The sequence below is a fragment of the Tritonibacter aquimaris genome (genome assembly GCF_009617595.1).
GTDB lineage: Bacteria > Pseudomonadota > Alphaproteobacteria > Rhodobacterales > Rhodobacteraceae > Epibacterium > Epibacterium aquimaris.
The window spans coordinates 66,505-93,306 of record NZ_WIXK01000007.1 but is presented as its reverse complement, the minus strand read 5'-3'; the positions used below and the strand labels follow the sequence as shown (position 1 = coordinate 93,306).

Genomic DNA, 26,802 nt, shown 5'->3' with positions numbered 1-26,802 from the left:
AAAAGGTTAACAGAAAGCAGGACCGCCGTGTTTTCCTCGCCTCAGACAGCCAAATCAACGCCAGATTGCGGCACAGATGTCACGCTTTGTATATATTAATACCCGCACGCGTGCGGGACGGGCTGGACAAGACTGACTTCTCCGACACATTATGGACCCAAATTGGCCGCAAATAAGGCCAGCAGGCAGATAGGCAGAAACAGGCGTCCCCGTTTTTCAACGGAATTTGTTCCTATGTGGCGATGCCTCACAAAACATGAGCGGTAAAGCATGAGCACTATTGCATTTATTACCAGAGATCAGGCTGGCATCAAACAGCATGGCGAATTTTTAGATGGCGGGTCTGTACTCGACGCATCCTCCATAAAAGATGTTTCTCTCAACTTGCGTCCAGCGGATGTCCAAAGCTACCAGCGCATTGGCAATGACCTGCAGCTGGTGACGTTTGACGGCCAAACTCTGGTGCTTGACAATTTCTTTGCCGAAGCGATCACCGGCGAGAAAAACCTCTTCCTGAGCGATGACGGCGCATTCACCGAAGTTGTACTGGAAAGTCGCAGCGAAGGTGTATTGTTCCCCACCTATGAGCCTCTGGACGTTTCCGGCAAGTGGAGCGCTTATGACGATCTGGTATTTCTGGATCTAGACCGGGTTGAGCCCGTTATTGCTCCCCTGGTCGCGGCCCCCGCGTTTGGTGGGCTCGGCGCGGCTGCGGCTGCTACGGCAGGGGTTGTAGGCGCTGGCGCACTTGTTGGCGGCGGAAGCGGCGATGATGGTGACAACGGTGACAATTCACCGGAACCAACCATACCAACGGTGGATGATCCGGATGCATCTTTCCAGGTGTCTGGTCAAACAACTGACCCTGTTGTTATCACCGGTACCGGCGTTCCCGGATCAACGGTTGATGTTACCCTTACAGACTCAACGCAAGGCAATAGCGTAACACAAAGTACAACCGTAAATGACGACGGCACATGGAGCACGTCTTTCGACCCCGATGCCCTGCCCGCTGACCCCGATGCCCTGCCCGCGGATGGCGACTACAGCTCGACCGTGCAGGTGGTAGACCCTGACGGCACAGTTTATGATCTTGATGGCCCGTCGGTGGCGATCGACACCACACCTCCACCCGTTGCGGTCACCGAAGGCACCCAATCTGTTGGTGAAGTGATCAACGCTGAGGAACATAGCAACGGCACCGTCATCGCCGGAACCGGCGAAGCAAACGCGCAGGTTGCCGTCACCATCAACGGCACCACACACACCACAACCGTCACCGAAGACGGCAGCTGGTCGGTGACATTTGCCGCAACTGAAATCGAAACCGGTGAATATGAAACCGCGGTCACTGTCACCAGTACCGATGCGTTTGGCAATTCGACCACTCTGAATGAAACGCTCGAAGTGGATACGATTGCGCCTGTTGTGGACACTCAGACGGTCGAAGGTGACGATCAGATCAATGCCGCCGAAGCCAGCGATGGGGTAACCCTGTCCGGGACCGGCGAAGCGGGCGCTGCCATTTCGGTAGAATTCATGGGCGAGGTCGCCACAACAACCGTTGGCGCCGATGGCACCTGGTCTGTGGCTTACGCTGCCAGCGTTATCACCGCGGGTGAATATGACAGCAGCTTTAGCGTCACCAGCACCGATGCAGCGGGCAACTCCACCACCACCACCCATGCGGTGGCGATTGATACCATTGCCCCCAATGCAACCGTGAACACCGTTGAAGGTGACGATGTGGTCAACGCGGCCGAAGCCTCTGATGGGGTTAGCCTCAGTGGCACCGGCGAAGCAGGCGCATCGGTTGAGGTGACGTTCCTTGGCACCACCCGCTCCACAACTGTGGCAGCAGATGGTTCATGGTCGCTGGATTACGCAGCAAGCGAAATTCCAAGCGGCGAAAGCAGCCAGACCGCAACCGTTGTCATGACCGATGCAGCGGGCAACACTGGCGCCACGGTTACCCATACCGTGGAAATCGACACCGTTGTGGACCCCCTGACAGTTGAAGCAAACCAGACAGCCGATGATGTTGTCAGCCGTCTTGAGCGCGCAGGTGGTGTGACCCTTTCGGGCACCGTTGAACCCGGCTCCACGGTTGTTGTTGAAATCAATTCGGTTCAGCGCGCTGCGGTTGTCGATGCCAACGGCAATTGGACCGTGGATTTCACCGACGCCGACCTGCCCGAAGGTGCCTACACCACCACCGCGTCAATCACCGCAACCGATGCAGCAGGCAACAGCCGCACCATCGACGAGAGCTTCTCGGTCGACACTTTTGGCGCGCCAGAGTATCACGGCCTGTCTACAGAATCCGGCTCGATCGACAGCCTGACTTTCGAAGACGACGTTTCCGACATGTCCGTTTTCTCTGTGGATGACAGTGGCAATGTCGCCAATGTTGTTGGTGTTGCGCAGACTGATGAAGACCGTGACCCCTTCAGCCAAACATTTGGCGAACCGCAGACAACTTTCTTCATCGACCCTTCGGCCAACGTACCAGATGGCACCACCCTGGTGGTTTCTGGCACAGATACGGCTGGCAACATGGCAGATACGCTTTTGATCACCGAAGATGGCGTAACCGGCAACGTGCTTGAAAACAGCGGTTTCAGCGGCTTTGACATCGAAATTCTCGACCTCGATGAAAGCGCAGATGCAAATATCGTCATCACCGAAGACAATATCAAAGCACTGTCGCAAAACTCCGACACGCTGGTTGTACATGGCGGCACCGATGACACAATCACCGTAACAGGTGCTACCGCATCCGGGACCCGCACCATCGAAGGTGAGACCTTTAATGTCTACACCGTCGGCAATGACGGCGCGACGCTTTACGTCGAGGAAGACGTCAACGTGGTCATCTAATTCTTTGAGCCGACAGCAACACATGTTGTCGGCTCAATACAGGCACTTTTGACGGCGGGGACAGAATGCGGCTGGCGCGTTCCTTTATTAGTATTCTTGCACTCAGCACAGTTCTGGGCTGCACAGACAGTTCTTCGATCCTTGGACCGAAGGCTGATTTTTCCGATGCCAACGGGCCTTCCGGTGGCAACTTTGATCAATCACAATCCGAACAACCCTCAGAAGTCATTCAGGACCTTCTGGTGCGCCGATCGCTTCTCGAAGAAGGTAGTATCTACAAGACTGTCGCGGATTCCGCATTGAGCGCATCCGCACGAGCGTCAGAGGCAGAGCTGATCAGCGCCAAACTGCGCGCCGAGGCACGTTCCAAGAACTGGTTGCCTACGCTTGGACCAACCGTCAGCCTGACGGATCTTGGCGATATGGTGGCTGGGCTGTTGATCGAGCAGGTGCTCTTTGACAATGGGCGCCGCAAGGCAGAGCGCGAATTTGCAGCAGCAGATGTTGAAGTTGCCGCTGTGAACCTCTCTGTTGATCAAAACAGCCGGGTGGAGACCGCAGTTGGTCTTTATATCGCTGGACAGCGCGATGATGAAAAAGCGCGCTTTGGTCATAAGGCTGTACGCCAGATGCACGAATTCGAACGCGTGGTCATTGGCCGCGTCGAAGGTGGCGTTTCTGACCGTTCTGATCTGCAGGTGGTGCAAAGCAAGATCGGTGGTCTGCGCTCGGGCGCAGCCACTGCGCAAGAGGGTGCATCCACGGCCCGCGCCGAGCTTTATGCGCTGACAGGGCAAGATTTCGACGCGCGTCCACAGCATCTGTCTATTGGCACACCGCCCGAAGCGGCAGGTTATCTGAATGTGTTGCTGTCACAATCCGAGGCCAACCGCGCCGTTGCGCAGGCCAAGATGGAGCGGGCAGGACTGCTGCCGCAGGTCTCTGCGGCGGGCAATATCACCAGTGACGGATCCGGTATTGGCGTAACGGCCGGTGTTGGCCAGCCCCTGGGGCTTGGCACGCCCGCAGCTATTCAGGCAATCGAGGCCTCCAAGGAAGTTGCGCGCCGCCAGATTGGTGAAGCCGAGGAAGATGCACGCCGCTCCTATGCGCGCCAACTGCAAAGGTTGTCGTCTTTCCGTCGCCAGGAAGAAGAAACCGCACGCCTGGCCCGCACCAGCCACGAGACATACAAACTGTTCAAAGCGCAGTTTGAAGCTGGTCAAAGATCGGTTATGGACGTGATTAACATTTACGAAGAATACGTGCGCCGAGAATTGAGCCGCATCGATGCAAAGTATGAAGTCATTCAGATCCAGCTAGAAATGGCGCGCGATCAAGGACTTCTGGCAGATGGGGACAAGATTTGACCGAGCCCACCCCGAAGACAGGCGATATGGAACAAGATCAATCAGACCGCCCGATTTTGCGTGCCGTGACCAGCAGTACAGCTGACGATGTAGATCAGCCCTCGTCTGAGCCGGAAATCCTGGCTGCAGAAGTACAGCTTGATGATATCAAGCTCGAAAGCGGCGATGAACGGTCCGAAGTGCACTCGCTGATCGAGGGCACGTCCTCGCGCATTCAGCATCGCGCAACATTGGTATCGACACTGGCGGCTATTAACGGCGTTGAAGCCCCAACAAGCGATCTGGCCGATTTCCTCTGGAGCAACAATCCCGGCGATCAGACCTTCGAAACAATGGCGCGCGCGCTGGATTCCACCGGGTTGAACCCAGTGGTTTCAACCAATGTGCGTATGCAACCCGACGCCTGGCCCGCAGTTGCCATGATGAACAATGGCCAATGTGTTCTGGTCCTTGCTCAGGATGGCGACACGCTCAATATCTTTGATCTCACCTGCGCAGAGCATCGCGCCGATGTGCCAGTGTCCGACTTTCAGCCTTATTTCACTGGGGCAACGCTGGCGGCGCAGCCTTCGTTCGACCAAATAGCTGAGCGTCACACCCCCAATCTACGCGCCAATCACTGGTTCTGGGGAGAGTTCCAGAAATATCGCCGTCAGGTGATTGAGATCATGCTGGGCTCGCTTGTGGCCAATATCCTGGCCGTCTCAGTCGCGCTATTTTCGCTACAGGTCTATGATCGCGTTGTACCGCATCAATCGCAAGCCACGCTTTGGGTGCTGGCTGTGGGCGCTATGCTTGCAATTGGCCTCGAAGGGCTGTTGAAAGTTGCCCGCGCCCGTCTGACCGATGCAGCCGGGCGTCAGATTGAACTCTCGGTTCAGCGCAACCTGATGCGCCGCCTGATTGGCATGCGATCTGACAAGAAACCTCTGCCGCCCTCGGGCCTATTTGCAGCGATGCGCGATTTTGGCGCGGTGCGGGAGTTTTTCACCTCTTCGACCATTTCCACGCTTGCCGATATTCCTTTTATCGCGATCTTCCTACTGCTGGTGGCCTCTATTGCGGGTTCGATTGTATGGGTGCTTGTGCTTGGTGCAGTGCTGATGCTGGCGCCGGCCTATTTCATGCAGCGCCGCATGATCACCCTGACACGTCAAACTCAAGGGGCAAACGCCAAGGCGGGACGTCTACTGCATGAGGTGATCACCGAGCTCGACACGCTCAAAACCCAGCGCGGCGAAGACCGTGTCATGCGGCTTTGGGATGAGCTAACCGCGCTGTCATCGCATTCCGCAACAGAACAACGTCGCCTTTCAAGCGCACTGACCTATTGGTCGCAAGGTATTCAGCAGTTCACTTATATCGCTGCGGTGGTGTTTGGCACGTTCATGGTGTTCAAAGGTGAATTCACCGTGGGCACCATTATCGCCACCGGCATCCTGACCAGCCGCACGCTTGCCCCGTTGACCCAGTTCGCCGGCGCAATGGCGCGCTGGAGCAACGTCAAAGCAGCCCTCGAGGGTCTGGATGCCATCGCGGATGCGGCGCAGGAGAAATCCGATGACCGCACTTATCTGCGCCGTGAAAGCCTGCAGGGTAAATTTGAACTGCGCGAAGTGGTCTTTCGCTACGATGAAGATGGCTCCCCCACCGTTGATGTACCGGCTGTGGCAATCAAACCGGGACAACGCGTGGCCATTCTGGGCGTAAACGGCTCTGGTAAATCCACATTGCTGAAATTGCTGACGGGCCTTTATGCACCAGATCAGGGTCGGGTGATCATTGACGGCACCGACATGAACCAGATCGACCCGCGCGATCTGCGCCGCCATATCGGCTATCTCAGCCAGGACATTCGCCTGTTTGCGGGCACCCTGCGTGAAAACCTCAATATGAACTTGCTCGAACGCAATGATGATCGCCTGATGGCTGCGCTCGAATTTTCTGGTCTTGGGGCCTATGTGCGCAACCACCACAAAGGGCTCGATCTGGAAATCAGCGATGGCGGCGGTGGTCTTTCGATCGGTCAACGCCAGTCGATTGGCTGGGCGCGGCTATGGCTGCAAAACCCATCAATCGTGCTTTTGGATGAACCCACTGCCTCGCTTGATCAGACCCTGGAGCGCACTCTGGTCAGCCGTCTGGACACTTGGCTACAGGGCCGAACGGCGGTGATCGCCACCCACCGGATGCCAATCCTGCAGCTCACAAACCGTACCTTGATCCTGCAGGCAGGTCGCATGGTTGTGGACGGTCCACGCGATCAGGTTCTGGCGCATCTGGCCGCAGGGGACAAAAAATGACGCCGATGCAACAAGAGCTTGCGCGCAATTCACTGGGCGCAAGCCGTATCATCTATATTGCTGCTGGCGCCGTCCTGATCTTTCTGATCTGGGCGGCTTTTGCCTGGATCGATGAGATTGTGCGCGCGGATGGCGAGGTTGTGTCCTCTTCACGCTCCCAGATCATTCAAAACCTTGAGGGCGGCATTCTGGCTGAACTTTATGTGCGCCAGGGCGATGAAGTCGAGGCCGGGCAGGTACTGGCCCGATTGCAAGCCACACGGTTCCAAACCACAGCTGATGACCTGCAAGACCAGATCGACGCCTTGGAAATCAAACAATACCGGCTTGAGGCAGAAGCTTCAGGTGCGTTTGAATTTGAAGTGTCGCCAGAGCTGCAACAACGCTCCCCAAATATCCTAGCATCTGAACGCGCCCTGCTGCGCGCCCGTCAGGCCGACTTTAACAGTCGGCGATCAAGTGCAAAACAGATCCGCGACCAGCTGCAAGAAGAGCTCGCCAATATGGAGCGGCTGCATAAACAGCGTATCGTGGCCCTGATCGAAGTAAACCGCGCCAAAAAAGCCGCCACCGACGCCAAAGCCAAATTCAATGAAATTGGCACACAGTCGGAACTACAGCTCGCCGAAGAATATTCTGAAACGCTGCAGATGCTGACGTCGCACCGCCAAGAGCTGCGCATTGCCTCAGACCAGCTGTCGCGTACGATTATCACGTCGCCCATGCAGGGTGTGGTCAACAATATGGCGGTTACCACGATCGGTGGGGTGATCCGCCCGGGTGATGAAATTTTTGAAATCATCCCGCTTGGCGAAGAGCTGTTTGTCGAAGCGCGGGTAAAGCCTGAAAACATCGCCAGTGTGCAGCCCGGCCAGGACGCCACCATCAAGCTGTCCGCCTATGATTACACCATCTATGGCGCGCTCAAAGGCAAGGTGGATTTTGTCTCGGCAGATACGTTTGAAGATGATCGCAATCCCCGCGCCGAACCATATTACCGGGTGACGCTCAAGGTGGACCGCGCAAGCTTTACCGAGCGTCAGCGCGACATTCAGATCCGGCCTGGGATGCGCGCAATCGCTGAATTGCAAACCGGGTCGAAAACCGTGCTGCAGTATCTGTTAAAGCCACTCTACAAATCCAAGGACGCATTGCGCGAGCCCTAAGCGGCAAAACCAAAAACCCGCGTCGTTCTGACAGCGGGTCACACAAGAACTGTAAAATACTTTTGGTTGCCTGATCTTTGATCGGGCGATCTAACCTGCGCGTTGCACCAAATCCCACAGGCTGTTGTCGATTGCGGTGCCGATGGACACACGCTGGTTCCCCATCGCGGCCTTTGCCGAGATGACAGAGACGAGGCGCGGCGGATGTCCCGGCGAGACCTCAAATACCGGTGAGCCCGAGGCGCCGTATTCCACCCGGCACGTCATCACCATGGTTTTGCCCTTGCGCGCCAGAACATGGCAGGGCTGCTGCCAGTTTGGCCGATCCCGGTGTTCATAGCTGTATGACATCACCCCAACCGCATCACCACGCGCAGCCTGCGACGAGGTCGCAAACGGTTGAATATGTTCTGTGCTGATCGGTCGATCCAATCGCAACACTGCAAGATCATGACCCACCTGTGCATCCCCGACTGGCCGGAACACATATTGTGGATGTACCACTGCCTTGACCACCTGACGCGCTGCTTTTGCGTAGCGCCCGTTCAAACCAGCCTCAAACCGGATCGAATTTGGATTTACTGCACGGCCTGATCTTGGATCATAAAGGCAATGCGCCGCTGTCAGCACCAAGTTGGGCGCAATCAGCGCCCCGGTGCACATGTTGCGCCCGGAAATATTCAGCCGTCCAACGGCTTCCCAGCCGGTGGCAGCCCGGCTACCAGAGGCATCTTGTGCAGATACACCCCCGGACATGCCCAGCGTCAGGCATGCTGCAACAACTGCTAATAGTTGTCTCATCTTCCACTCCAACTTCCCACGTCAACAATTTCATTCAGTGGTGCGGCTGGAATGTGGCCCAAAACTGCCACCCCAAGACAGTTTTGTGGATAGATTGCGGCAGACTTAACAAAACACTAACCCCCAGTGTTAAAACGCTTCCATCATCGCAACAATCGGCCATTTGGCACGTAAAATTAACATTTTTGCAGACAATTTAAATTAAACCCCTGTAATCAAATATGCTTTTTGGAAAGAATTCTTAAGCTGCCGTGGTCTTCAAACAGGCTATAGAGCCGCTGGATCGTGTATTTCCTACCCGAATCCCCTGGGAATGCGGCGGGACTGTGGCAATAAATCTAACAGGCGAACCCTTTGGTTACCGCTCGCGCGTTAACTCTTAGCCTCCACAACCAAGTATTGGCTGGTTTTGCAGGCCAGATACCTTGTCCAGGAGCGCCGTTTTTTGATTTTCCGAATCTATTGCGCTTAGATTCTATTTGATACCTGCGCGCATGAAGCTTTGTACGAACTGGCGCTGAAACAGCAGGAACGCCAAAAGCAGCGGAGCTGAGGTCATCAGGGTCGCAGCATTGATCACGCTCCACTCCACCCCAGAGTCGATCGACGCAAAGATCGAAAGCCCCACCGTCACCGGCCGGGTGTCAACCGAGTTGGTGATAATCAGAGGCCACAGGAAATTGTTCCAATGGTGACTGACAGATACCAGACCAAAGGCAAGGTAGGTCGGGACCGCAAGTGGCACATATACCTTTAGCAAAACGCCAAGCGACGACATGCCTTCGATCTGCGCTGCTTCTTCCAGCTCCTTTGGCACCGACAAAAAGGTTTGCCGCAGCAAGAAGATGCCAAACCCTGACGCGATATAGGGCAAAGCGATCGCTGGGATTGTGTCTATCAGGTCCAGCGTCCGGATCAGCTTGTAGTTTTCGACAATCAAGATGTCAGGCATCACCATAAGCTGCACCAGCACCAGTGCAAACAACACCCCGCGTCCTGGAAACTGGTAGCGCGCAAAGGCGTAAGCCGCGAGCGTACACAGGATGAATTGCCCCAAGAGGATCGAGGTGACCAAAACGAATGTATTAAAGAAGTATCGCCCAAATGGGGCCGCTTCCCAGGCCTTGGAAAAATTCTCAAGCGTCAGCGGCGCAAAGAGATCAAACCGCGCTTCATAGGCGGCCGGGTGAAACGCCGTCCAGACCGCATAGGCCAATGGCAGCACCCAAATCAGCGCCAGCGCCCATGCGCCCACAATGTTCAACACGCGGTCCAGGCTCATTTGTAGTGCACCTTGCGATCAAAAAAGAAGAACTGCCCGATCGCCAACGCCGCCAAGAGCGCCAGCAAAATCACCGTCAATGTTGCCGCATAGGCCGTGTCCCAAAATCGGAACGCGCTCTCGTATATATAAAAGAGCAGCAGCGACGACGCATTGTCCGGCCCGCCCCCGGTGAGGATAAAGATGTGGTCGACCATGCGGAAAGAATTCACCACAGCATTTACCGACACAAACAAGGTGGTCGGCATCAAAAGCGGGAAGGTCACGCGGCGAAAGATGGTCCAGCCCCCTGCCCCTTCAATACGGGCAGCTTCAATCAGACTGGGTGGGATGGTTTGCAGCGCGGCGAGGTAGAAGATCATAAAAAAACCCGCCTCCTTCCAGATGGTCACAACCATCACCCCAATCAGCGCCGTGTCGCCTTGGCCCAGAATATTGGATTGGGCGGCCCCGAAAAAACCGGTTACCTGATCAAACAGACCAAATCCGGGTGTGTAGAAAAACAGCCAGATATTGGCGACCGCGATCATCGGCAGCACCGTTGGGGTGAAATACGCCATCCGCACGAAACTGCGCCCCATGAGTTTCTGATTGACCCAAAGCGCCATCATCAAAGCAATCGCAATAGAGGTTGGGATAGTGCCCAGCGCAAACCACAGATTATTGGTGAGCACTTTCCAGAACACCGGATCTGCCAACATGGTTTCATAGTTATCAATCCCGGCCCAACGGCTGGGTCTACGTCCACGTGCGGTGGTCCAGAAACTGTTCCAAAGCGTGGTGATCGCGGGCAGATGGGTAAAGGCCAGAAGAAATACAAAGGCTGGCAGCAAGAGCAGCCAGGCGTGGATCCACTGTCTTGTCCTTTGCATATCACGTGTCCTTTGGTGGAAGGTGGCCCGCGCACTGCCAAATCTGACTGATGCGCGAGCCGTGGGGGGTAAGGTTTAGCGGTAAGGCTTCAGAATAGCTTCGGCCTGTGCCTGTGCTTCTTTCAGCGCGTCTGCGGCGGTTTTTTCACCGGTGATTGCAGCGGCGAGCGCGTCGTTGAACACGCGGGTCACACGCTGGTTTTCATAGGTCGACAGTTCTGCAACCGCATGTTCCAGCTGATCACGTGCAACAAGTGCAGGTGGGAAATCAGCGGTGTAGGCTTTCATCACATCGGTTTCCCAGGTCGCTGGGCTTGGTGCCACATAACCGGTCGCGATTGACCATTTGGCGGCCTGCTCTGGCTGGGTGATCCATTTGATGAATTCAAACGCTTCTTTGGTTTGTGCCTCATCAGAGCCTTTGAACAGGTAGAAGTTACCACCACCCGTTGGCGCACCGCGGCGTTTGTTGGCAGGCAGCATTGCAACACCAAAGTCAAACGGAGCGTTTTTGCGCACATTGGTCAGGTTGCCGGTGGAGGTCCACATCATCGCGGTCTGACCTTCAAAGAAAGCCTTGGGCGTTGCGCCCCATTCAATGATGCCTGGCGCCATAACCTCGTGGGTTTTCGACAGATCCACCAGATACTCCAGCGCCTCTACCACTTTGGGGTCGTCAAAGTTGGTCTTGGTGCCGCCATCAGTTGCGAGGATCACGTCGTTTTCCGTGGTAAGGCCCTGAAACAGCCAATAAGGAAAACCAGACGATGGGATACGCACGCCCCACTGGTCGACATTGCCGGACGCATCCTTGACCGTCAGCGCCTTGCCCATCTCAACCATTTCGGCCCAGGTTTCAGGTGCGTGCTCGGGGTCAAGGCCAGCCGCCTTGAACGCTTCTTTGTTCCAATAGAGCACCGGTGTAGAGCGCTGGAACGGGATGCCATAGGTTTTACCGTCGATCTGACTGTTTTCCATAAACGCCGGATAGAAAGATTTGAGCCAGGCTTTGTCTTCGTCAGTGGTGGCAAATTCATCAAACGCGTGGATCAGGTCTTCATCATACATTGTATACATGTCGACCGAGAGGATCACGCTCAGCTGGGGGGCATTGCCGCCGCGGGCAGCTGTCAGCGCTTTGGCCACGGTATCCTGGTAGGAACCGGCATAGATTGCCTCGATGTTCACGCCATCATTGGCCGCCACATATTCCTGGGTCAGCTCCTCGATGGTGTTGGCCGCCGCGCCGCCAACAGCAACCGGGAAGTAGAACTGCAGATCGACATCAGCCGCTGCAGGCGCAGCCGCAAATGCCAGAGCGGCGCTGGCCGCTTTGAGTTTGGTCATCAGCATGGGTTTTCTCCGCAGAAAAAGAAGCCGGTTTTTGCCCGGCAGGAACAACCCGAGGGATTTCGGGTGTATGAAAATGAACAGGTCATGCGGTCACCCCCGCGATACGCGCAACAAGTGCGCGATCTTCAACGCGGGCGTTTGTCTGAGTATCAAAGAGGTGCACGGCATCTGGTGCCAGACCAAAACGCAGCTGCTGGCCCGGCTCTACCGCGTGGTTTCCTGGCAGTTTTACAAGCAGGCGTTGCCCCGCTACCTCAAGCTCAAGCAGCGTATTTGATCCCAAGAATTCCGCCCCACGCACATCTGCCTGCAGAGGGCCGTTTGGATCGAGAAACAGGGTCTCCGGGCGCACACCAATTACAAATTCGCCTGGTGCGCCCGAAAGATCGGAAAAAGCCGCAGGTGAAATCAAGTTCATCGGAGGCGTGCCAATGAAACGCGCGGCAAAAGGTGTGGCCGGGTAGGTATAGATATCCTGCGGGCTTGCGACCTGTTCAACCCGACCCTGGTTCATCAGCACCACCTGATCCGCCATGGTAATGGCCTCGGTCTGATCGTGGGTCACATAAACCATGGTAAAACCAAGCGCGCGCTGCAGACGGCGGATTTCACGGCGCATTTCATCACGCAGCCGCGCATCCAGATTGGAAAGCGGCTCATCCATCAAACACACAGGACGACGCGACACCACTGCACGCCCCAGCGCCACACGTTGCTGTTGCCCACCAGACAAGGCACCGGGCTTGCGATCAAGATAGGGCGACAGCTCCAAAAGTTCCGCCACCTCGTGCAAACGCTCTTGTCGCGCACGCCGCGGCATACGGGCCACTTTCAGGCCAAAGGTGATGTTTTCAGCCACGCTCAGGTGCGGAAACAGCGCATAAGACTGAAACACCATCGACAAATCGCGCCGTGACGGCGCCAAGGTGGTGATGTCACGGCCGCCAATTTCAACACTGCCGCTGCTGACATCCTCAAGCCCGGCGATCACGCGCAACGTGGTAGATTTCCCGCACCCGGATGGGCCAAGGATAGCGGTGAACTTACCCGCAGGGATCTCAAGGTCCACATCCTGTAATGAACGCACGTCGCCCCAGAATTTATTGACTTTCTTCAGGGTGATAGCCCGACCTGACATTTGGCTCATACCGGTGCCTCCTCACAGATTGTCAGCGCGACATTCGCCTCGGCCAGCATCTGACACATGGGCTCAGGAGGGCGCTGATCACAGACCACATGATCCACATCACAGATATGGCCGCCACGCGCATGGGCGCGGCGTTGAAACTTTGAAACGTCCAGGACCAAAATGCGCAGATCCGCATTGCGAGAGATCGCATCGCGCGAGCGTACATCCTCTTCACATAGGTCCAGCAGCCCACCGTCATCATCCACAGCCGCGACGCCAAACACCCCGATGTCGAAACGGTATGCATCAAAGAAATTCACCGCAGAGGGCCCCACGATATCCGCCTCTGAGGGCCGCAGGGTTCCGCCCGGAATTGTCACCGATGCGGTTGCAAACCCATGCGCAGTCATCGCCACGTGCATATTGTTGGAAAAGATGCGCAACCCCGCGTGCTGCCCCAGCTGCGCCACCACCATTTCCGGTGTGGTCCCAATTGAAACCGCCAATGCGGATTCATCAGGAATCAGCTGTGCCGCGGCCTGTCCAATCGCGCGCTTTGGGGTGATATTAAGGATCCGGCGCAACGCATAATGATCTGCACTGGTTGGAGACAGCTCAACCCCACCGTGAACCCGGCGCAACAGCCCCCGCTCACACATTGCGTTCACGTCTTTACGAATGGTCTGTGCGCTGACGCCAAACAAGCGCGCCAGCTCTTCTACCTTCGCATGACCTTTGGCACGCACGATCTCAGCCACCTGAGCTTGACGTTCGGTGCCCCAGTCCTCGGGAGTGTTTTTTGCTGCGCTCACTTTCATATGAGCTCGATAGGCATTTCAGATGAAACTGCGGTGACAGCTTTGTTGCAATATGACGACGATGCACGGCGCTACCCTAAGGTCAGCCGAACCAAGCCCGGCTATGCCGCGAATTTCGCCCCACACTGATATAGCACTGCGCGCAGCGGGTTCGCGCAACGCGCCCCCTCTCGGATTAACCCAATGACAATATTTAGCTTTTTCCTCAAAAATACCGGTATCTTCGGTTTTCTCTTAGGTTCTTTTGCCATTCATTGCCCCCTCAGAAGAAAAATTCACAAAAGCTTTGTTTTGGCCTTGTTTCCCAGAGTTCTGCCCAATATACGGGTCAGCGGAGACGTGGCCGAGTGGTCGAAGGCGCTCCCCTGCTAAGGGAGTATACCGGAAACGGTATCGAGGGTTCGAATCCCTTCGTCTCCGCCATCATCACGCTGTGATGCGACCATTTTCAAGAGATTGAAACAAAGCGTGGAAATAGGTGCGAAACTCTGCACTCGAACGACCGCTCCCGGTAGCTGTCTCGCTTGCCCCTCTTCAGCTTCAACTTGCGATCAGAGCCCAATCAGACAACCCTAAGAACCGTTCCTCCATCTTTCGCGTCAGTAGAACATTTGTTCCTGTCGCCGACTATTTTTAGACCAACCTACCCTGAATAATTTCACGGGCTTGTGAATCACGAAATAGTGTTCAATTTGCGATCGAAAAATCAGACAAGGGATAGAACTGATGCTGAAAACTTCCATGCTCTGGTCTTCGAAAATTGTTAAACGCAGCCTCAGCGCCGCCGCCTTCGTCGCGGCAACGCTATCTAGCCCCGTAAATGCAGAAGACCGCGAAATCCTGAACGTGTCATACGACATCGCCCGCGAGCTTTATGCCGCACTGAACCCTGTCTTTGTTGAGCAGTGGAACAGCACAAACGGCGAAGCTTTGACAATCAAGCAAAGCCACGCAGGTTCCTCCAAACAAGCCCGCGCAATTTTGCAGGGTCTGAAAGCCGACCTGGTGACCTTCAACCAGGTTCTTGATGTGCAGATCCTTTCGGACAAAGGGTTTGTCTCGCAAGAATGGCAAAAAGACCTCGGCAATAACGCGTCACCTTACTATTCCTTGCCCGCGTTTCTGGTGCGTGGCGACAACCCGAAAAACATCGCCGACTGGGATGATCTGGTGCGCGAAGATGTTTCCATCGTCTTCCCCAACCCCAAAACCAGCGGCAATGCGCGCTACACCTATCTGGCGGCCTATGCCTATGCGCTGGATAAATTCGGCGGCGATGACGCGGCAGCACAGGAATTTGTCGGCAAAATCCTGAAAAACGTTGTGGTCTTTGACACCGGCGGCCGTGGTGCCACCACCAGCTTTGTTGAGCGTGGTCTGGGTGATGTTTTGATCACCTTTGAGGCCGAAGTGGAAAACATCCGCGCAGCCGAAGAAGAAGGCGCCTATGAACGTGTGGTTCCGGCCGTATCGCTGCTGGCTGAATTCCCGGTCGCGCTGGTTGAAAAGGTCGCGCAGAAAAAAGGCACGGTAGAGGTCGGCAACGCCTATCTCGATTTCCTCTACAGCAAGAAAGCACAGGAAATCATCGCGTCGTTTAACAACCGCGTGCATCATCCTGAGGTGATCGAAGCCACAGCTGACCAATTCCCAGAGGTCCGTTTGATCACTGTGGAAGAAGTGTTTGGCAGCTGGGCCGAGGCGCAAAAAGCACACTTCGGTGATGGTGGCACTTTGGAAAAAGTCTTCCGCAACTGATCTAAATTCAGATCCACGGCTGGTGCGTATCAGCCGTGGATCTCTGTTTTTAAAGGAAAATTACGGTGGCCGTGTTTTTTCGAAACAGCCCGCGGGTTCTGCCCGGGCTGTCCCTGTCTTTGGGGATCTCAGTTTTATTTGTAACGCTGATCGTGCTGTTGCCGATTTCCGGGCTGCTGTGGCAGCTCATGCAGCTTTCTTTTGGTGACTATCTGCGCATCATGAGTTCCGACCGGGTGCTTGCTGCTTTGCGGGTGACCTTTTCGGCAGCTGCCCTTGCGACCTGCATCAATGGCGTTTTCGGGCTGATACTCGCCTGGGTGCTGACGCGCTATGAATTCAGAGGGCGCGGCCTTATTGACGCGCTGGTGGATTTGCCCTTTGCCCTACCCACCGCCGTCGCGGGCATTGCACTGGTTGCGCTTTATGATCGCTCGGGCTGGATCGGTGGTATCCTTGACGATCTGGGCCTACAGGTCGCCTACACGTGGTGGGGCATCATGATTGCGATGATTTTCACCTCGATCCCCTTTGCAGTGCGCGCCATTCAACCCGCGATCGAAGAACTGGACCCAGATGAAGAAGCTGCCGCCCTGACCCTTGGTGCAAGCGGGTTTCAGCAGTTTACGAGGGTGATCCTGCGCCCTTTGATGCCCTCCATTCTGACCGGGGTCGGGCTGTCATTTGTGCGCTCACTTGGTGAGTTTGGCGCGGTGATTTTTATTGCGGGCAACCTTCCTTACAAAACCGAGATCGCCTCGCTGCTGATCCTGATCCGCTTGGATGAATTCGACTACCCGGCGGCTGCCGCTGTCGCAGGCACCTTGTTGCTGGTTTCAATCGTGTTGCTGGTGGTGATCAATGTCGCGCAGACCCGCATGCAGCGATACCTGCGGACAGGAGCATAGATCATGGCACGTATCGTTTTGATTTTGCTCTCACTGGCCTTTTTGGGGCTGATGGTCATCCTGCCGGTCGCTGCGATTTTTCATCGTGCGTTTGCTGAAGGGTTTGATGTCTACAAGACTGCTATTCTGGATCCTGAGACCCTTGCCGCCATCCGCCTGACGGTGATTGCGACACTGTTGGTTTTGCCGGTGAACGTTGTGTTTGGGGTGGCCGCAGCCTGGGCAATTGCCCGCTTCCGCTTCCCGGGACGCCGCGTTTTGCTGATCCTGATCGAGGTTCCTTTTGCGGTGTCCCCAATCGTCGCAGGTCTCTGCTTCTTGATGGTCTATGGCGCATATGGGCCGGTGGGCGCGGTGCTTGAACCGTTTGGTATTCAGCTGATGTTCAACCTTGTGGGCATCGTACTTGTTTCCGCCTTTGTCACCTGCCCCTTTGTCATGCGCGAAGTGCTGCCCGTGCTGATGGTCACCGGCGAAGACGAAGAACGCGCCGCGATCACGCTGGGCGCAAATGGCTGGCAGATGTTTCGCCATATTGTACTGCCCAATATTTCATGGGGCCTGGCCTATGGCGTGGTCCTGACCATGGCGCGCGCCATGGGGGAGTTTGGCGCCGTGAGCGTTGTCGCCGGTGCCATCCGTGGCGAAACCATGACGCTGCCGCTGCAGATCGAACTCATGTATAATGACTACAATGCCACCGGCGCTTTTGCCGCCGCCACTGTCCTGACCGCGCTTGCGCTGGTCACTTTGGTGTTGCGCAGCATTCTCACCCGGTTTGGCCCGCAAAAGGAAGCGCACTGATGACGTTTCAAGCACTTGATATCCACAAATCCTTTGACGACACCAAGGTGCTCAAAGGGGTTTCGCTTTCGATGGAAGAAGGCGAATTCATTGCGCTGCTTGGCCCGTCTGGTTCAGGAAAAACAACCCTTCTGAATATTATCGCAGGGCTTGCCCATGCGGATCAGGGGCGGCTCGACTTTGACGGCGAAGACATCACCCATCGCCCGGCAAAAGAGCGCCATTTTGGTTTTGTATTTCAAAACTACGCGCTGTTTCGCCATATGACAGTTGCGGACAATGTGGCCTTTGGCCTGCGGGTTATGCCTCGCAAGTCGCGCCCGTCGAAATCAGAGATCCTCCGTCGCACGCATGAGCTTTTGGAAATGATCGAGCTGCCACACCTGGCTCAACGGTTTCCGGCCCAACTGTCTGGTGGTCAGCGCCAGCGGGTGGCGATGGCGCGTGCTTTGGCGATTGAGCCGCGGCTGTTGTTGATGGATGAACCCTTCAGCGCGCTGGATGCACAGGTGCGCCAATCTTTGCGTGGATCCGTGCGTGAACTTCAACGCAAGGCGGGTGTTGGTGCCATTATGGTCACCCATGATCGGTCTGAGGCCTGGGCGCTTGCAGATCGTGTTGCAGTAATGAACGAGGGCCGTATTGAACAATTCGACCGCCCAGAAGTGATTGATGCCGAACCGAAATCCGATTTCGTACGCTCTATCACTGGCCGCATGGAACAATAATAGCGACCCGGCGATACAGCGACGCAAAACACTATCAACTGGGCGGCAGATCTGTGGCCCAGGCCCGCCCAAGGGGCTGCGCGTATCCACATGTCGCCACCCTTGTGGCCCGCTTCTGCCGCTCAGGCGCGCTCTTCCATTGCCCCCCGCCGCCCCATCCGCTATCACACCTGCCAAACTCATTCCCCTCTTTGACGGAGCTTTGCCATGGCGGCCTATCAATATGTCTACCACATGCAGGGGGTCTCCAAGACCTACCCCGGTGGCAAGAAATGCTTTGAAAACATCCACCTGTCCTTCCTGCCCGGTGTGAAAATCGGTGTGGTCGGCGTCAACGGCGCTGGTAAATCGACACTGATGAAGATCATGGCCGGTATGGACAAAGACTTCACCGGTGAAGCCTGGGCCGCAGAAGGTGCCAAAGTGGGCTACCTGCCGCAGGAACCGAAGCTGGATGAAAGCCTGTCGGTGCGCGAAAACGTCATGCTGGGCGTGGCTGAGAAGAAAGCCAAGGTCGACCGCTTCAACCAGATCGCGGTTGAGATGGCTGAAAACTACACCGACGAGCTGATGGAAGAGATGACCGCGTTGCAAGATGCAATTGACGCGGACAATCTTTGGGATCTCGACAGCCAGGTTGACGTTTCCATGGAAGCGCTGCGCTGCCCCCCGGATGACGCCAAAATCGAAGACCTTTCCGGTGGTGAGCTTCGCCGCGTCGCGCTGTGCAAACTGCTGCTCGAAGCGCCTGACATGCTGCTGCTTGACGAACCGACCAACCACCTGGATGCGGAAACCATCGCCTGGCTGCAACAGCACCTGATCGATTACAAGGGCACCATCCTTTGTGTGACTCACGACCGTTATTTCCTGGACGATATCACCAGCTGGATCCTGGAGTTGGACCGCGGCAGCGGCATCCCCTATGAGGGCAACTATTCCAGCTGGCTGGAACAGAAATCCAAACGTTTGGCGCAGGAAGCACGCGAAGACAAATCCAAGCAGAAAACGCTGGAACGCGAATTGGAATGGATGCGCCAGGGTCAAAAAGCCCGCCAGGCAAAATCCAAAGCCCGTATCGCGGCCTATAACGATCTGGCCAACCAGTCCGAGCGCGAAAAAATCGGTCGCGCTCAGATTGTCATCCCCAATGGTCCACGCCTGGGCTCCAAGGTGATCGAAGTTTCTGGCCTGGGCAAACATTTCGGCGACAAACAGCTGGTGGAAGGTCTGGATTTCTCGTTGCCGCCCGGTGGTATTGTCGGCGTGATCGGCCCCAACGGCGCTGGTAAATCGACCCTGTTCAAAATGCTGACCGGCCAAGAACAACCTGACGAGGGCAGCGTTGAATTTGGCGACACAGTCAAGCTGTCCTACGTGGATCAGTCGCGCGACGATTTGAAGGACAATGAAACCGTATGGGAAGCGATCTCTGGCGGTGCCGAGATCATTCAGCTGGGCGATGCGCAGATGAACTCCCGCGCTTATTGCTCCTCGTTCAACTTCAAAGGCGGCGACCAGCAAAAGCCGCTGAGCCTTCTTTCCGGTGGTGAACGCAACCGTGTCCACATGGCACGCCTGCTGAAAGAGGGCGGCAACGTGCTGCTCCTCGACGAACCGACCAACGACCTTGATGTTGAAACCCTGCGTGCGCTTGAAGATGCGCTGGTTGATTTCGCAGGCTGCGCCGTGGTGATTTCACACGACCGTTTCTTCCTCGACCGGATCTGTACCCACATCCTCGCCTTTGAAGGCGACGCCCATGTGGAATGGTTCGAAGGCAACTTTGAAGACTATGAGGAAGACAAGAAACGCCGCCTTGGCCCAGATGCGCTTGAACCCAAGCGCCTGAAGCACAAGAAGTTTGTGCGTTAAACCAAACCTTTGGTCACTATCAAAAAGCCCCTGACGGGGCTTTTTCCTTTTCAGCAGGAAGACTGCGTAGCCTATGGCAACATGGCTGAAGACATTGCCCTTTTGCAGACGATTATTGAGTTAATATATCAATATAGCACCGGGTATTGGGGGAATGCATAAGCCTTCACAACCTCATGGATTTACGGCCCCACGGAACCCTAAAATCCTTACGAGAAAACACCTAAAGGGCCCAAAATCCCTGCTTCTCCCCGCCAGAATCTCTTGCCGCATGGGATTTCGGCTGCCATACCTATAGGCGCTACTGCTTCTTTATCGACCTGCTGTTGTCCCCACTGGGCGGCGTTCAGTCTTTCGATCAAGACTTGAATGCCGGGCTGCCGCACCAACGCGGGCAGCAACAACTTGGAGTAAACCGATGCCCTCAGGCACCGTAAAATGGTTCAACACCACCAAAGGCTACGGCTTTATTGCACCTGACGATGGCGGCAAAGACATCTTTGTCCACATTTCTGCTGTAGAACGCGCAGGCCTCACCGGTCTGGCCGACAACCAGAAAGTAAACTTTGAACTGCGCGCAGGCCGTGACGGTCGCGAAAGCGCGGATCAGATCGAACTGGCCTAAGCCAACCCCGATCTATACTGATTGCAGCCCGCCCTTTGGTGGGCTGTTTTTGTTTTAGGCTCTTATTGCATGCGCGGATCCAGATTGGTACGAATTTCTTACCAATACAATTGAAAGACCCTATTATGCCCGTAATCACCAATATCGACGACCTCAAACGCATTTATGAACGTCGGGTGCCGCGGATGTTTTTTGACTACGCTGAAAGCGGCAGTTGGAGCGAGCAGACCTTTCGCGAAAACAGCTCCGATTTTGATCTGATCCGCCTGCGCCAGCGGGTTGCGGTGGATATGGCCGGGCGCTCAACCGCAAGCCAGATGATTGGCCAGGATGTGGCGATGCCGGTGGCGTTGGCGCCCGTTGGCCTGACCGGCATGCAACACGCCGATGGTGAGATCAAAGCCGCGCGTGCTGCCGAAGAATTTGGTGTACCATTTACGCTCTCGACCATGTCGATCAACTCGATCGAGGATGTGGCAGAGGCAACCCAGAAGCCCTTCTGGTTTCAGCTCTACACCATGAAAGACATGGACTATACCGCGCGCCTCATTCAGCGGGCCAAAGACGCGGGCTGCTCAGCATTGGTGATCACGCTGGATCTTCAGATCCTTGGACAGCGGCATAAGGATCTGAAAAACGGCCTCTCTGCCCCACCAAAACTCACGCCAAAAACCGTCGCCAATCTGATGACAAAATGGCGTTGGGGCATCGAAATGCTTGGCGCAAAACGGCGCGAGTTCGGCAATATCGTGGGCCATGTTGAGGGGATCTCGGATGCATCCTCCCTCGGTGCGTGGACCGCGGAACAATTTGACCCCTCGCTTGATTGGGGCAAGGTTGCGCGACTGATGGAAATGTGGGGCGGCAAGGTGATCCTGAAGGGTATTCTTGACGCCGAAGATGCCAAAATGGCCGCCAAACTGGGGGCAGATGCCATTGTGGTATCCAATCACGGTGGACGCCAGCTGGATGGGGCGCTGTCTTCGATCCGGATGTTACCTGCGATTATGGATGCGGTTGGCAATGATATTGAAGTGCATCTGGATAGCGGCATTCGATCCGGCCAGGATATTTTGAAATCACTCGCCCTTAGTGCCAGTGGTGTGATGATTGGACGGGCCTTTGTTTATGGGCTTGGCGCTATGGGGCAAGCAGGCGTAACCCGCGCGCTGGAGGTGCTTCACAAGGAGCTCGACACCACGATGGCGCTTTGTGGTGAAAAAGGTGTGGCCGATCTGGGCCGCCACAACCTACTGATCCCCGAAGACTTCGGCGGCCGCTGGCAAGAGCATTAAACCCAGATCTGATCAGGAAGCTTCAAACTGTTGCGGCTTCCTGATCGCCCTGCGCCAGACGACGCAACATAGGCACCAAGATCAGCGGGATTGACAACAAGGCCAGCGCCACCAGCGTAAAGGCAACCGCAAGGCCAAAGACTTCGGATAACATGCCCAGAACCGGCGGCCCCAAAAAGAAGCCCGCATAGGCAATCATCACCACACGTGAAATCGCAATGGCGCGTTGATGCCCGGGCACTGTTTTCCCAACCCATGCCAGCGCCATTGGCCCAACCACGGATACCCCCAGCCCAAAGAGCGCAAATCCAAGGTAAGACATCCACAACAGTTGCGCCCAGACGCCCAGCACCAACCCAAAGGCCGACAGGGCACCGGCAAGGCGCAGCACACGCCCTTCTGACCAGCCCTGCAGCACAATCTGGCCAGACAATCGGCCAATCCCCATAGTCAGCCCCAAAATGGCAGGCCCAAGCGCGCTTTCATGGGCCCGCACGTCAAACATACGTTCCAGATGCAGTGCGGACCAATTGTCGACGGCCTGTTCCGACATAAAGGCAAAGAGCGTAATCATCCCCGCCAGGATCAACAGGACATGCGGCAGTGGGCTGTCGCCGCTGTCTTGACCAGTGGACGAGCTGTTTTCAGGTTGGTGACGCATTCCAGCACAGAGCGCCAACACCAAGACTGACGCGGCAAAAAAACACTGAAACGCGGCCACGCCTTGTCCGCGCGCGAGGCCCGCAGAGATCGCGCCAGCCGCATAAGCAAACGAAAAAACCGCATGATTGAGGTTCATCAGGGATCGGCCTGTTGCAGCCTCAATCTGACTGACGCGCGCATTCATGATCACATCCAAAACACCGGTCGCGCCCATGCAAAGCACCATCGCAAGCGCAAAGGGCCACCAGCCAGTGACCTGCCCGGGCAAGGTAAATGCAAGCGCCATCAAGGCGGCGCCAACGGTCATGGCCCACTGCCCCAATGCGCGGTCCACACGCGGCCCCAGCCACATGGACACCACACCACCAAACGCGCCCAGAAACAGGGCCGTGCCAAAAGACGCATCCCCAAGCCCCACCTGGGCCTTGATCGCAGGAACATAGGCACCAAAGATGCCCCACAGCATGCCCATCGCCAGAAACGCGCGGGCCGGTGCAGCACTGGCACGAATATCGGTCAAAAGTCTCATATGCGAGCGGTAACAGGAGTAACCCCGGTGGGGCTAGCGAAATGCGGTATGAACCGGCAAAAAATTCAAAATCCCGTAACCACCCGCCCCTGAAACCAGATCAATGCGGGATAGGCGCAAATCCAGATCCAGAAAAATCGGTTGAGGCCAAAGAAACATGCGTTGGAGAAATGGAACGCTGCGGTGCAAAACAGCGCAAGCTTCAAAAGCAAGGGATCCAAAAGCGCCAGTGGAAAGATCAGCTCTAGAATGATCACAGCCCATCCGAGCGCCCACAACACGCATGGCCGATCCGCCCAAGCCCGCAGACCTTCGCTGACCGGATAAGCCGAATACCGAAAGACATCGTTGAGCGCAGACCCCGAGCGCCAGATCGGGTTACACACTTTGACCCAGCCTGACACGAAATAAGACAGCACCAGCTGCACAGCGAGATAGGAGAGCGCCATTTCCTGCCAGAATCGATCAGGGGCCAGTTCCACCAGACACAGGCAGCTCAGGATCAGCAGGGTCATCTTATCGCTGCCACCATTATAAGGGCCCTGAAACCTATGCAACATCCACAAGGCCACGACCCATAACCCATAAATAGCCCACGGCGCGCCAAAGCCTGCCGTCAAAGCAAGAGCAAGCGCCAAGCGCAGGACAAAGATCATCCGATGCCGCACATTCAAATGATCGGGGATGATGTGTTCCAGGCTCTGCTGCGCAATCGCAAGCCCCAGCATCACTTCCATCAGGCGGAGGGTAAATTCAAAACTCATGCGCCACCTTTGAGCGTTGAGAGCGGCACTGTTTCGCTTTCGTATTCGACCGTTTTAACCAGCGCATCACCTTCGCGCGCAATGAACACCAGCCGGATCTGCAATAACCCTTCACGCGCATCAAGAACGCGGGCAACACGGGTCAAAAGCTCATCCAGGCTGTGCTGGCTCGGCTCTTCAATCATCCGTTCAGCGCAAGACACCAGAAACAGCTGCTCATTCCACTGGGGGTTCCACACCATCCGCCGCAGCACCGTGCTGGCTGGAATGCTGGCAGGTCTTGGGCGATCTTCTTGCCAATCCCGCGCATCAGGTCCACCAATCACCCGATATTCTACCCGGGGCGAGGGCGCGACGGATTTGAAAAACCGCCATGAGGGAATCAGCGCAGGCAGCAGAAGCGATATCACGCGCAACAAAGATGTCAGCACAGGGAAATCCTTTTGGGAAATGCTCACAAGACACGCCAATCACAGCGTATGGGCCAATTTAAACCAGTCCATTTAACAGAGTGTTCCCCAAGCGCACGCTGATGCAGGGTGTTTTGCAACGGGGCCTTTCCAAAACGTAGAATCTGGTGTATGCGGCGAGCTTCACGCGGGGTGACAGCCTTGGAGGCACCCTGCCCTTATGTATGGAGAATTAAGATGGCAAATGAGATTCCAGATCTCGTCGCCCAGGCACGTGCGGGGACAGGCAAGGGCGCCGCTCGCGCAGCACGTCGTGCTGGCATGGTTCCGGGTGTGGTTTACGGTGGTGATGTTGATCCGCTGGCAGTCCAGATCCCGTTCAACGAACTGCTGAAAAAGCTGAAAGCTGGCAAGTTCAAATCCACTCTGTGGAACCTGAAAGTTGAAGGCCAAGACGACGTTCGCGTTATCTGCCGCGACGTTCAGCGTGACGTTGTCAAAGACCTGCCAACCCACTTTGACCTGATGCGCCTGCGCCGCAACTCGAAAATCAACCTGTTCATCCCGGTTGAATTCGTGAACGAAGAAGCAGCACCTGGCATCAAAAAAGGTGGCGTTCTGACTGTTGTACGTTCCGAAGTGGAACTGGTTGTGACAGCTGGCGAAATCCCTGAGAAACTGGTTGTAGACCTGACCGGCAAAAACATCGGTGATGTGATCCACATCTCTGAAGTTGATCTGCCTGCTGGCGCAAAACCAACCATCGACCGTGACTTTGTTGTTGCGAACCTGGCTGCACCTTCTGGTCTGGCTGCAGGTGGCGACGACGAAGCAGAAGGCGAAGAAGCCGCTGCAGAAGAATAAAACCTCGCCAAGCGTGGTTTATTGGAAAGGGCTCCTTTTGGGGCCCTTTTTTTCGTCTTATGCTATGACTGCCCTATGCGTTTTCCAGCCCCTCATACGATTTCCCATGGCACCACCCCCGCGCGGATCGCTGTTTTGCACGGTGGTCCCGGCGGTGCAGGAGAGGTCGCGCCCTTGGCGAAGGCACTCGCTGCGCGCGGTTATGGCGTTCTGGAGCCTTATCAGCAGCAATCAAGCATCACGGGCCAAATTGGCGAACTTCACAGCCTGATCATCCAGAACGGTGGTGCTCCACTTTGTTTGGTTGGATGGTCCTGGGGCGCGTGGCTTGCCATGTTATGTGCTGCAACACATCCTGACGCCGTTTCAAATCTGGTACTGGTTGGCGCTGGCCCTTTGGATGCCAAAGCTGCCAAAACCATTGCCCCAACCCGCAGAGCACGCTTATCGGCGGACCTGCAGCGCGAGCTGGATGAGGTGCAGTCACAGCTTCACCAGCCTGCCGCGCTGGCGCGGTTTCTGGACATATACGATATCGCAGATAGCTACGCACGCGACGAGAGCCCCAGCGCAGTTGTTCACTATGATAATGAGATCCACCAAAAAGTTTGGACTGAAGCGCGCGCATTGCGTGAAAGCGGGGCATTGCTGGAGTGCACCGCAAGAATTACCTGCCCGGTTCTTGCCCTGCACGGTGCAGACGACCCCCACCCCGCGCAGGCTTTAAAACGCGACCTATGCAATGCGATTTCGCAGGTCGATTTCCGGCTGCTGCCGCGCTGTGGCCACAAGCCTTGGCAGGAACGCCATGCAAAGGATGCGTTTTTTGCAGCATTGGAACAGGTTTTGCCCAAGGTCACTGCACTATAGGAGCGACATCTCGATCCGCTGGCTCTCTGAAAGCCCCTGTATACGCACGGCCAGACGCGCGATCATATCTGCGGCAACGGATTTACGTTCATCCCGGACCGAAAACACAGCAATTCCCGCCAAAGCCGCCTGCACATCACGTGCAAGCGAAATGCAATCCGCCTGCTGCGAGAGATGGCCTTGCCGCTGCGCAAGCTCAAACACCCCGGCAAAACGCTGCTCTGCCTGCTCCATCAACGCTTGCTGGGTTGCTTTGATGTCTGGGCTTTCGATCCCGGATTCCATTATCGATTTATTGAGAAAACACCCAGCCAGCGCGCCTGAATTTACCGCAACCGGATGATGGTTTTCCACAAGTGACGCCAAAACCACGAGTGCATTTTCACACTCGTCCAGTTGGTGTTGGAGTTCCGTTGAAAATTGATCCGCGTAATGGGTCAAAGCGGCACAATAAAGCCCGGATTTGGAGCCAAAGGCGGCATAGATCGAGCCCGGATGCATGCCGAGGCCCTGTTCAAGATCTTTGAGCGAGGTTCCATGAAACCCCTTTTCCCAAAAGATACGCAATGCGCTCTCTAGCGCTTTTTGACGGTCGTGTCGTTGTGCCATGGCCCAGTATAATCCGCCCTTTTCTATTTCGCCAAGCCGCGCAGCTGCTCACAGTTGAGTGATCACTCAACAATGATATTGAGCAATCGCTCAACAATCGTAGTCTCTGCTCAAATAAATTTCCCA

Annotated in this window: 23 protein-coding genes and 1 tRNA gene; 14 read left to right on the top strand and 10 right to left on the bottom strand. The window is 55.8% G+C overall.

All coding sequences use genetic code 11. From position 1 onward, the window contains the following. Positions 1 to 270 precede the first annotated feature (270 nt). From GG681_RS13805 to GG681_RS13790, 4 genes are all read left to right on the top strand, one after another. On the top strand, positions 271 to 2,880 hold the full coding sequence (locus GG681_RS13805; RefSeq protein WP_153548606.1) for an Ig-like domain-containing protein: 2,610 nt from the start codon (positions 271 to 273) through the stop codon (positions 2,878 to 2,880). A gap of 65 nt (positions 2,881 to 2,945) precedes the next feature. Continuing rightward, entirely contained in the window at positions 2,946 to 4,250 is a 1,305-nt protein-coding gene (locus GG681_RS13800; protein WP_153548605.1) for a TolC family protein, read from the top strand. Between the two features lie 26 nt (positions 4,251 to 4,276). Further along, on the top strand, positions 4,277 to 6,553 hold the full coding sequence (locus GG681_RS13795) for an ATP-binding cassette domain-containing protein (protein WP_153548604.1): 2,277 nt from the start codon (positions 4,277 to 4,279) through the stop codon (positions 6,551 to 6,553). Continuing rightward, a complete protein-coding gene (locus GG681_RS13790; protein ID WP_153548603.1) occupies positions 6,550 to 7,719 on the top strand; it encodes an HlyD family efflux transporter periplasmic adaptor subunit in 1,170 nt (389 codons plus the stop codon). The genes GG681_RS13795 and GG681_RS13790 overlap by 4 nt, the downstream gene beginning before the upstream one ends. Before the next feature lie 90 nt (positions 7,720 to 7,809). On the opposite strand, the gene GG681_RS13785 is transcribed toward GG681_RS13790, so the two are convergent. From GG681_RS13785 to GG681_RS13760, 6 genes are all read right to left on the bottom strand, one after another. Further along, positions 7,810 to 8,520 (bottom strand): trypsin-like serine peptidase, encoded by a 711-nt coding sequence (locus GG681_RS13785; RefSeq protein ID WP_153548602.1) that lies wholly within the window; start codon positions 8,518 to 8,520, stop codon positions 7,810 to 7,812. A gap of 475 nt (positions 8,521 to 8,995) precedes the next feature. After that, positions 8,996 to 9,802: a carbohydrate ABC transporter permease gene (locus GG681_RS13780; RefSeq protein WP_153548601.1), complete on the bottom strand. Its 807-nt coding sequence runs from the start codon at positions 9,800 to 9,802 to the stop codon at positions 8,996 to 8,998. Next, entirely contained in the window at positions 9,799 to 10,674 is an 876-nt protein-coding gene (locus GG681_RS13775; RefSeq protein ID WP_153548600.1) for a carbohydrate ABC transporter permease, read from the bottom strand. Before GG681_RS13775 ends, GG681_RS13780 begins: the two co-directional genes overlap by 4 nt. A gap of 75 nt (positions 10,675 to 10,749) precedes the next feature. Next, entirely contained in the window at positions 10,750 to 12,027 is a 1,278-nt protein-coding gene (locus GG681_RS13770) for an ABC transporter substrate-binding protein (RefSeq protein WP_153548599.1), read from the bottom strand. An 82-nt stretch (positions 12,028 to 12,109) separates the two neighbouring features. Then, a complete protein-coding gene (locus tag GG681_RS13765; RefSeq protein ID WP_214645145.1) occupies positions 12,110 to 13,174 on the bottom strand; it encodes an ABC transporter ATP-binding protein in 1,065 nt (354 codons plus the stop codon). Beyond that, positions 13,171 to 13,974 carry a DeoR/GlpR family DNA-binding transcription regulator gene (locus tag GG681_RS13760; protein ID WP_153548598.1) on the bottom strand — a complete coding sequence of 268 codons (804 nt, stop codon included), beginning with the start codon at positions 13,972 to 13,974 and terminating at the stop codon, positions 13,171 to 13,173. Before GG681_RS13760 ends, GG681_RS13765 begins: the two co-directional genes overlap by 4 nt. 333 nt (positions 13,975 to 14,307) lie before the next feature. Between GG681_RS13760 and GG681_RS13755 the strand changes: the two genes are divergently transcribed. From GG681_RS13755 to GG681_RS13720, 8 genes are all read left to right on the top strand, one after another. Beyond that, positions 14,308 to 14,397 (top strand) — tRNA-Ser (locus GG681_RS13755). Positions 14,398 to 14,700: 303 nt separating this feature from the next. Then, the gene (gene cysP / locus GG681_RS13750; RefSeq protein WP_153548597.1) at positions 14,701 to 15,732 is read left to right on the top strand and encodes a thiosulfate ABC transporter substrate-binding protein CysP; all 1,032 of its coding nucleotides are present in this window, start codon (positions 14,701 to 14,703) and stop codon (positions 15,730 to 15,732) included. Between the two features lie 65 nt (positions 15,733 to 15,797). Continuing rightward, positions 15,798 to 16,640 (top strand): sulfate ABC transporter permease subunit CysT, encoded by an 843-nt coding sequence (gene cysT / locus GG681_RS13745; protein ID WP_328593389.1) that lies wholly within the window; start codon positions 15,798 to 15,800, stop codon positions 16,638 to 16,640. 3 nt (positions 16,641 to 16,643) lie between these two features. Beyond that, entirely contained in the window at positions 16,644 to 17,444 is an 801-nt protein-coding gene (cysW, locus tag GG681_RS13740; RefSeq protein WP_153548596.1) for a sulfate ABC transporter permease subunit CysW, read from the top strand. Further along, positions 17,444 to 18,172, top strand: coding sequence for a sulfate/molybdate ABC transporter ATP-binding protein (locus GG681_RS13735; protein WP_153548595.1), 729 nt, complete (start codon positions 17,444 to 17,446; stop codon positions 18,170 to 18,172). The genes cysW and GG681_RS13735 overlap by 1 nt, the downstream gene beginning before the upstream one ends. A gap of 207 nt (positions 18,173 to 18,379) precedes the next feature. After that, a complete protein-coding gene (gene ettA, locus GG681_RS13730; RefSeq protein WP_153548594.1) occupies positions 18,380 to 20,047 on the top strand; it encodes an energy-dependent translational throttle protein EttA in 1,668 nt (555 codons plus the stop codon). Between the two features lie 418 nt (positions 20,048 to 20,465). Beyond that, on the top strand, positions 20,466 to 20,672 hold the full coding sequence (locus GG681_RS13725; RefSeq protein WP_153548593.1) for a cold-shock protein: 207 nt from the start codon (positions 20,466 to 20,468) through the stop codon (positions 20,670 to 20,672). A 125-nt stretch (positions 20,673 to 20,797) separates the two neighbouring features. Then, on the top strand, positions 20,798 to 21,967 hold the full coding sequence (locus GG681_RS13720; protein ID WP_153548592.1) for an alpha-hydroxy acid oxidase: 1,170 nt from the start codon (positions 20,798 to 20,800) through the stop codon (positions 21,965 to 21,967). A gap of 22 nt (positions 21,968 to 21,989) precedes the next feature. Here GG681_RS13720 and GG681_RS13715 read toward each other — a convergent pair whose 3' ends face one another. The 3 genes from GG681_RS13715 to GG681_RS13705 form a co-directional block, all read right to left on the bottom strand. Next, complete coding sequence (locus GG681_RS13715) at positions 21,990 to 23,159, bottom strand: MFS transporter (RefSeq protein WP_235899965.1); 1,170 nt, start codon at positions 23,157 to 23,159, stop codon at positions 21,990 to 21,992. Between the two features lie 65 nt (positions 23,160 to 23,224). Further along, positions 23,225 to 23,923 (bottom strand): HTTM domain-containing protein, encoded by a 699-nt coding sequence (locus GG681_RS13710; RefSeq protein ID WP_153548591.1) that lies wholly within the window; start codon positions 23,921 to 23,923, stop codon positions 23,225 to 23,227. Further along, positions 23,920 to 24,354, bottom strand: coding sequence for a hypothetical protein (locus tag GG681_RS13705; RefSeq protein WP_214645144.1), 435 nt, complete (start codon positions 24,352 to 24,354; stop codon positions 23,920 to 23,922). Before GG681_RS13705 ends, GG681_RS13710 begins: the two co-directional genes overlap by 4 nt. 216 nt (positions 24,355 to 24,570) lie before the next feature. Here GG681_RS13705 and GG681_RS13700 point away from each other — a divergent pair, with 216 nt between their 5' ends. Next, complete coding sequence (locus GG681_RS13700; protein ID WP_153548590.1) at positions 24,571 to 25,197, top strand: 50S ribosomal protein L25/general stress protein Ctc; 627 nt, start codon at positions 24,571 to 24,573, stop codon at positions 25,195 to 25,197. 75 nt (positions 25,198 to 25,272) lie between these two features. After that, positions 25,273 to 26,067 (top strand): alpha/beta fold hydrolase, encoded by a 795-nt coding sequence (locus GG681_RS13695; protein ID WP_153548589.1) that lies wholly within the window; start codon positions 25,273 to 25,275, stop codon positions 26,065 to 26,067. Here GG681_RS13695 and GG681_RS13690 read toward each other — a convergent pair. After that, a complete protein-coding gene (locus tag GG681_RS13690) occupies positions 26,062 to 26,676 on the bottom strand; it encodes a TetR/AcrR family transcriptional regulator (RefSeq protein WP_153548588.1) in 615 nt (204 codons plus the stop codon). The genes GG681_RS13695 and GG681_RS13690 overlap by 6 nt on opposite strands. Positions 26,677 to 26,802: the final 126 nt, after the last annotated feature.